Annotated in this window: 9 protein-coding genes and 1 rRNA gene; 1 reads left to right on the forward strand and 9 read right to left on the reverse strand. The window is 35.0% G+C overall.

All coding sequences use genetic code 11. The features are described from left to right. The first annotated feature begins 494 nt into the window (after nt 1–494). Nucleotides 495–887 (forward strand): biopolymer transporter ExbD, encoded by a 393-nt coding sequence (locus H4J76_RS19190; RefSeq protein WP_182218634.1) that lies wholly within the window; start codon nt 495–497, stop codon nt 885–887. A gap of 355 nt (nt 888–1,242) precedes the next feature. On the opposite strand, the gene H4J76_RS19195 is transcribed toward H4J76_RS19190, so the two are convergent. The 9 genes from H4J76_RS19195 to rrf all read right to left on the reverse strand — a co-directional run. Next, on the reverse strand, nt 1,243–1,887 hold the full coding sequence (locus H4J76_RS19195; RefSeq protein ID WP_182218632.1) for an NAD(P)H-binding protein: 645 nt from the start codon (nt 1,885–1,887) through the stop codon (nt 1,243–1,245). 330 nt (nt 1,888–2,217) lie between these two features. Continuing rightward, nucleotides 2,218–2,511, reverse strand: a complete 294-nt coding sequence (locus H4J76_RS19200) for a hypothetical protein (RefSeq protein WP_070375257.1) — start codon at nt 2,509–2,511, stop codon at nt 2,218–2,220. 91 nt (nt 2,512–2,602) lie between these two features. Then, a complete protein-coding gene (locus H4J76_RS19205) occupies nt 2,603–2,836 on the reverse strand; it encodes a hypothetical protein (RefSeq protein WP_182218630.1) in 234 nt (77 codons plus the stop codon). 116 nt (nt 2,837–2,952) lie between these two features. Continuing rightward, on the reverse strand, nt 2,953–3,531 hold the full coding sequence (locus H4J76_RS19210; protein ID WP_182231114.1) for a hypothetical protein: 579 nt from the start codon (nt 3,529–3,531) through the stop codon (nt 2,953–2,955). A gap of 117 nt (nt 3,532–3,648) precedes the next feature. Next, complete coding sequence (locus H4J76_RS19215; RefSeq protein ID WP_182218627.1) at nt 3,649–4,110, reverse strand: DUF2846 domain-containing protein; 462 nt, start codon at nt 4,108–4,110, stop codon at nt 3,649–3,651. A 111-nt stretch (nt 4,111–4,221) separates the two neighbouring features. Next, on the reverse strand, nt 4,222–4,581 hold the full coding sequence (locus H4J76_RS19220; RefSeq protein ID WP_182231115.1) for a hypothetical protein: 360 nt from the start codon (nt 4,579–4,581) through the stop codon (nt 4,222–4,224). A gap of 130 nt (nt 4,582–4,711) precedes the next feature. Further along, the gene (locus tag H4J76_RS19225; protein WP_182231116.1) at nt 4,712–5,062 is read right to left on the reverse strand and encodes a hypothetical protein; all 351 of its coding nucleotides are present in this window, start codon (nt 5,060–5,062) and stop codon (nt 4,712–4,714) included. Between the two features lie 106 nt (nt 5,063–5,168). Continuing rightward, nucleotides 5,169–5,687: a DUF1697 domain-containing protein gene (locus tag H4J76_RS19230; protein WP_182231117.1), complete on the reverse strand. Its 519-nt coding sequence runs from the start codon at nt 5,685–5,687 to the stop codon at nt 5,169–5,171. 1,214 nt (nt 5,688–6,901) lie between these two features. Next, nucleotides 6,902–7,006 (reverse strand): 5S ribosomal RNA (gene rrf, locus H4J76_RS19235); the annotation flags it as partial.

Consider the following 7,006-nt stretch of genomic DNA (forward strand, 5'->3'; position numbering starts at 1 on the left):
ACCTTATCTATAAAACGTTAAGTTAACTACTTTACTCTAAAGTGATGTAGATAACTTATCAAAACAGCTCTTTCGTGGTTCGTTTTGACTGAACCCCTTGGAACTGGAGCGCATTCTAGACATTTTCTAAAAACTATCAAGCACTATTTTCATCTTTTTGTTTGTTCGAATGAAAAACAAGCAGACAGGATGATATTAAAACATATATCTACTAATAACTCCCCTACAGCTATTTATAAGCACTATAAATCTGGCCCTATTTTTACTTTAACTCATCATGTCGAAGATCAAATAGTATTCTTCAGCGTACAAATATCAATATGATGTGCTGCATATTTAATTAATTTACTCATCTCTCCTATTAATTAGTCGTTTTGTTTTTACTTATTTACGATTAAATTCGTATCTATATTGTTTTATCGATAATTTGAACTAATGTAAAAGATATACGAAATAACTCGTAGAATGTAACTAACAAATATTGAGGTGCCAGGATGAGAAGAAATAGACTTTATGAAGACCAAAAAGCTGAAGCAGATATGACACCTATGCTTGATATTGTTTTTATCCTTTTAATATTCTTTATTGTGACCACCTCATTTGTTAAAGAACAAGGTTTCTTAGTGAATAAACCCGATGGCGGCAATCCTAATCAGAATAATAATCCTATGTTACTTATAAGAGTAAATGAAAATGGTCTTGTTTCCTTAAATGGTAGAATTACAGATATTGAAAGACTACCAGCAAATATAGAAAATTATATGGCTACTAACCCAGTATCTGCTGCTGTTGTGATCCCTCACGCAAATACAAATTATGATAATGTAGTTAAGGTTATCGATCACATAACTATGGTTGGTGGGCTTACGGTATCTATAGGAAAATAGTTTATATATGAGGGTTAGTCTTTTGATGGGCTAACCCTTTAAACTCAGGTTCCTGTTATATATGTGCTTCGATATATTAAGGTCAATCATATTAGTTTTTATAACCCGCTAGTCACTAAAATGACATTTAACTCTGTTAATGCTGACAGTAATAATCAAGTACTTGGCATCTAGCTTGTGTTATTAGCTTTTACATAGACAAAGCAGACTATTAACGACACCTAATACACTCTTATTACAAGAGACGATTAACTCATTATCCCCGGCGCTTAACCTACTCCCTACTTAATATTGTTTATTAGTAAAAAATTATTAATCTGGTAATAAGTCTACCTATGTATAATGCTGTTGATCACTAAATAAAAACTTCATCAAGACAAAAAATCTCTATTGACGGACCAAGCTCCTGGCTAGACAAGACCATTCTTGCTGCTACTTGCTCACCCGTTATCGGGCGGAAGCGTCGTAGCAAGGGTATAATGCATAAAATAGGCATGAACCAACTAGCCATTTTTTCACCTAAGCGAAATTCTGTTCGTTGACCAAGTAGTAATGACGGTTGAAAAATACTAATACGTTTAAAGGGTAATTGTTTTATTCTCTGCTCCAAAAGACCTTTCATTTTCAGATACGAATTATTACTTTGATCATTAGCCCCAGCAGAAGAAACGAGTAGGTAGTGATTAACACCGTTGCTTACTGCTAATTGTGCTGCTTCAAACTGGTAATCAAGATCTACTCTACCTTGTTCCACGATTGAACCCGCTTGCTTAACTGTTGTACCAAGACATGAAAATAAAATGTCCGCATGAAATAGTGTGATGTAATTATTGAGGTGTTCGAAGTCCACGACTTGATTACAAACTTTTGTTGATGTATGTGGGGAAGACCTACGTGTTAGTGTAATAATTTCACTAATATGGTCACTGCTAACGAGTTGATCAACTATCGCCCGACCGACTAACCCGGTAGCGCCTATAACTATAGCTTTTTTTGCCATTACACTCTCTCTAGTATTATCCCGGAAAATTGATGCTTTTTTACTGTGTCGAAAATATATTGAGCTGAATTAATGCAGGGATAAGATAACACCTCGTTAAAAGGATAATCATTGTTAACTGAAATTTATGAAAACCTATACTAGCTGACAATTTATCGTCGGTCTATATTGGCTTGTAGCTTTGTTATTGGCATGGTGTCTCTGAAGTTCTTTTATATAAGTAGATAAAAGTAGTCCAACGCAATAATGATATCGGTTATGCCACCCAATTATATTAGAACGGTCGTTAGCCAACTGTATTTTGTCCCTGTTTAAATTCTGGTGATGTTTTTATACCGACGATCTCACTATTTTTAGAAAATAACCAACCATTAAAGAGACTAACAAACCAAAAAATGAAACAAGTGCAGATACGAGTAAAACTGCTACACCAATATTAGCCGTTTCGGCTGTATTTTCGTCTAAGCCTAGGTAATTAGACTGAAAAACAAAAATAAATAATAGTGATACTACAACAATGGCCAGAGTTGAATACATTGATGCTTGCCAAAATGAGTTAGGAAGTTTCCAATGAACGCCACCCGCAATTAATATAGATAATCCAGCTAGTAAATATGGGACCAATGCTCAAACCTCTCAAAAAATATAGTTGGCTAAAATGGAAAACGAAGTGAAAACAGCCAACTGTATCTTCCGTTCGAGTTATTGTTAGGGCTTATTGCTTATGAAGAGTAAACGATGTTTTTTTTGATGTTAATCGCTTTGCTGATAATATTTTATAATAACCAAGTGATATGCCTGATTTTACAAATGCATAGCTTAACGTATTCCCTTTATATGGGAAAACGTCACTAATCTGATCTTGTTGCAACTCCATATTTATTAATTCGTCATAAGAATTAAATGAAGAAGTTAAAACGTCTAAACCATCAACTTGAATAATATCCATAAATTGTGACCTTATACCCTAACGCCCTATTAAGAGACAAATGAATGTTAGCTAAAATAAACAACGAAGGAGTATATAGCCAACTGTTATTTTTCCTGCTTGAATGGCTTATGCTATTAAAACTCGGTGAACTGAATATTATTAAAAAACGCATCACTATCGTTTTGTAATGTTGAATATCCAGTATCTACAAAGTAACGACTAGAGTACTCAATATTTACACCTACTGTGTTTTTTTTAGGATGTTGGCAATTATAGCCAATACTTTCAAATAACATTGAGGCTTTGCCTCCTTGAATTTTAGCATTAGTATCTTGAGATATTGAATGGTATTTAACACAAACAGCACCATTAAGTGATGAAAGGTTTTCGGTGTTTTCTTTGTTTTCAAATCGCCCCGTATTTGGGGCCGATGCTCTCGAACTAACAATATATTCTAGAAACTTTTTATCTGAATCTAAACTTGGCAATTGAAATATAGAAACATTTACAACTTGCGATTCATTTTCATTAACGCCTTTACTCCCAAGAGATGATTGATAGCCTGAAGCAGTAATAACCACCCAATCTCCATTTTGTGGAGGGAGTGTCGTTACACCATAAATGTTAATAGGGCTATTCGAATTTACAATGGGTGCGACAGTCGCACACGAAGCAAGAAATAAACTTGATAATAATACTATAATTTTAAACACTAACTTTCCTTAGTAGCATAGCGCCGCGTTAAGAGGCTTTTAATTGTTGGCTAAAATATCAAACGAAGCGGAACCTAGCGACGGTTAAAAGTTCTGCTTTAATGGCTTATTATGAGGTTACATACTCGAATTAAGTACTTTTAAATCGTTTGCAGCTTGTTCTTTATTAACTTCAATTAATCCCGCAGCCCCCGAAAATGACATTACTGTCCCCATTGATGTTGCATCTTGAAATTCTATATCGAACCTTAAGTAGTATGTCTTACCTTTTTCCATATCAATATTTCCAATTACATCTCCAAAAATCCAATTATCTAGAAATGAGGTTGAACCTATTTTTATCTCATGTGCCCCCGGCTCTAGGTGAGTTAAGACATAACCAGAATTTTTTAAAGAAAACTTTTCTTTGCCATCGATAAAAATGGTTGGCCAAGTTCCCCCTTGAAAGAATTTAGATGGCCTATAAATATATAAAGAACTCTTATTTACAGCTGTATTTTCAAAACCTTTAAACCGATCTCCAGAAGCAGAACATCCACTAAAAAGTAGTGTGCATATAATCAGAAATAATACTCTCAATTTGAAAAACCTCATAACGCCTCATTAAGAGACAAATAATTGTTGGCTAAAATAGCGACGCAGGAGCAAAAGCCAACTGATATTTGTCCTGCTTGAATGACTTATAAATCGTTAATCACTACACTCGACTTTGGCATAATCACCACCACCAACTGTACTATCAGGTATAGTAAACCCTATATTTTCAGCAGTTTGCGAATGGTTTTCGTGAATAGTAAACACATGTAACTTTCCTGTTCCCCCTCCACAGACTGAGGGGAAATCAACCAGTATTAAATTACCACAACTTTCAGCTTTAACTTCAATACCGGCTTCTTGCAGATAACTCTTAGTTAATGATATTGATAAACCATTATCCTGACACTGTAACTCCCCTGTACTTATATATACTTCAATATTATTGTCAGAGTCCGATTGGTTGCAACCGGAAAGAGATACCAGTATTGGTAGCATTAGATAAATAAATTTCATAGCGTACTCCGTTACTTTATTTAGATTTTTAACACCCCATTAAGAGGCTTTTTATAGTTGGCTAACATGTGATGCGAAGCGGACTTAGCCAACAATTTTTAGCGTGGGTTTGAATAACTTACTATTTTTACTATGATACAGAAGCATTTACAACTTCCAACGTTCCATTGCGCTGTATTATGTGAACGAAAGCTAGGAACTCGTCATCTGATTTTGAATACCCTTGTTTCCAGAAAACCCTTACGTCGCTTTTTTTTCTAATAACACCAACCAACTCTCGTTTTGTAAAAAAACCAAGAGTTTCTTGATATGCTTTGCACTGCTTTTCAAGTTCTTCTTTTGTGACGATACTTTTCATATTGTCACTGAAGTCTCGCACATGCTTTTCATGGTCAATTTCAGTGGAAGCATCCATAAGGTTATCCATTATAGGATTAACTATTTCCAATATTTCGTCATTTGAAAGCTTCAACCAATTCATGAATACTCCTAGATAGCTAACGCCCACTTAGGCGAAAAATATAGTTGGCTAAAATGTTGAACGGAGTGAATACAGCCAACTTTATATTTTCCGTTTGAAGTTCCTGTTATGCATTTTTTAGCATAGTGCTAATTTTATTAATAGTATTTAGATTTCTACCTGTCGCACTTTGACCTAAACAAGACTCTACATTTGCTACTAGTTTTGAACGACCTATGCCTTGAGGTGCATATAAATAAAGGACATTACCTTTAACTGTATACTCTTCAGAACTTGATATATATTTATTTAACTTATCTTGAACTAGGTTGATATTATTTTTACAAAAGTAAAAGTGTACAAATTTACCTTCAAATTCTTTGTATGGATTATTTAAAGCTGATGTTGAGAACACAGATTCTTCTAAAGAGAAAACCGCAGGAGCAAAGCCAAAGTTCTTGGATATAATACTTTGCACTTGCTCTGTTGGATTTTTAGGGCTTTTTAAAACGATATTGCCACTTTGGATATATGATGAAACACTTTCATAGCCACTTTGTTCCAAAAGCGGGACAAGCTCTTTCATCGGTAATATATTATTGCCCCCCACATTGATCCCTCTGAATAATACGATGAATTTTTGCACCAAATTCCCTTAAATGTCTAACGCCTAACTAGCGGCGCGAAATTGTTGGCTAAAATAGCGAACGGAGTGAAACAGCCAACTGTCTTTTATCCGTTTGAATGCTTTGTTAGTATCAACACATTCAAAATAAGCCATTTTAACTAAATGATAATTAAGTAGAACTTAACACCATTCAATAATTTTTTATCGTGTCAATACATGCCAAATCACATAAGCCCAAGACAAAAAACCGTGCAGAATTGCCCATAAGATTGACTTATTTACGCTCCATGAAATAGCAATTGAAAGAGCTGTTCCAAATGTAATTCCATACTTTACTATTTCTTTCCCTGAATTATCCATTAATGACATTCCTAGTTTGGTTATTTTTATTAAGTATTATCAATTATAAGCATAATACTATGATGCATTGATATATCAGGGAGCTGGTACTCCCCGATAAGCGGTTTAGTTCACCAGCTTATATGGAGACTACTCACTAATGTACATCCATAAATTAAATTTATTACGCATTAATATCACATATTTTTAACAATTTAGGAACAGTGAACTTTTAAATTTCATCACTATTTGGATATTACTGAGACTTATCACTAATAACACAAGGCTAGGTGATCAGAAAATATATTCTAAATATTTTAAGTTCAACAATACCGCGAAGTGATCACTACTTCTTATATTATTGAGATAGCGATCTTCTTACCACCACCTTAAATCAATGAATGCTTTTGTCGTCATTTACAGTGGTACATCAGGATGTAATTCGCTGACTAGGCAAACGCGATTATGAAGGGTTATTCTGCTAAGTTTTCAAACGCCAGAAAGCAAAAAAGCCGACTCTTTCGGATCGGGTTTCTGACGTGTAGGGATATACTAATGTCGCGTTGCCAAGGATGGCAAAGAGCGACCTAAATAAAAGCTTAGAATGTCCTAGGCTCACATGGGTCTGTCGGACATAAGTCACACTACTGTTGGCGCTACTGCTGAATTAGTTATAAATACTGTATTTTCAAACGCCAGAAAGCAAAAAACCTGACTCTTTCGAATCGGGTTTCTGTAAATAGAAGCTTAGCAATGTCTTATTCTCACATGGGCATGTCGAACATAAGTCACACTACTGTTTGCGCTACTGCTCTACAGGTATAAATACTGTATTTTTAAACGCCAGAAAGCAAAAAACCCGTAGCATCAGCTACGGGTTTTTCTAATTGGAAGCCTAGCAATGTCCTACTCTCACATGGGAACTCCCACACTACCATCGGCGCTACTGCGTTTCACTTCTGAGTTCGGAATGGGATCAGGTGGTGCCACAGTGCTAT

This window comes from Colwellia sp. BRX9-1 (assembly GCF_014077195.1).
Taxonomy (GTDB): domain Bacteria; phylum Pseudomonadota; class Gammaproteobacteria; order Enterobacterales; family Alteromonadaceae; genus Colwellia_A.